1 protein-coding gene is annotated in these 258 nt (G+C 68.2%); it reads right to left on the bottom strand.

All coding sequences use genetic code 11. The annotated features are described in order from the left end of the window. A partial coding sequence (locus SB816_RS33030) for a dTDP-4-dehydrorhamnose 3,5-epimerase family protein (RefSeq protein WP_410548383.1) occupies window positions 1–258 on the bottom strand: 258 nt, incomplete at both ends.

The following is a 258-nucleotide window of genomic DNA, read 5'->3' as shown; positions in this document are numbered from 1 at the left end:
CTCGGCGCGCTCGGAGAGCACGACGAACCCATGCGCGAAACCCGGCGGCACCCAGAATTGCAGCCGGTTCGCGGCAGACAGATGCACGCCGGTCCAGCGCCCGAACGTGGGCGACGCGCGGCGCAGATCGACCGCCACGTCGAACACCTCGCCCACCACCACGCGCACGAGCTTGCCCTGCGGACGCACCACCTGATAATGCAAACCGCGCAGCACGTTGCGCGACGACACCGAATGGTTGTCCTGCACGAAGCGCAG

The sequence above is a fragment of the Achromobacter sp. SIMBA_011 genome (assembly GCF_046535435.1).
In the GTDB taxonomy this organism is placed as follows: domain Bacteria; phylum Pseudomonadota; class Gammaproteobacteria; order Burkholderiales; family Burkholderiaceae_B; genus Achromobacter; species Achromobacter dolens.
The sequence above is the reverse complement of the archived record's forward strand: the minus strand, read 5'-3'. Positions and strand labels throughout refer to the sequence as shown.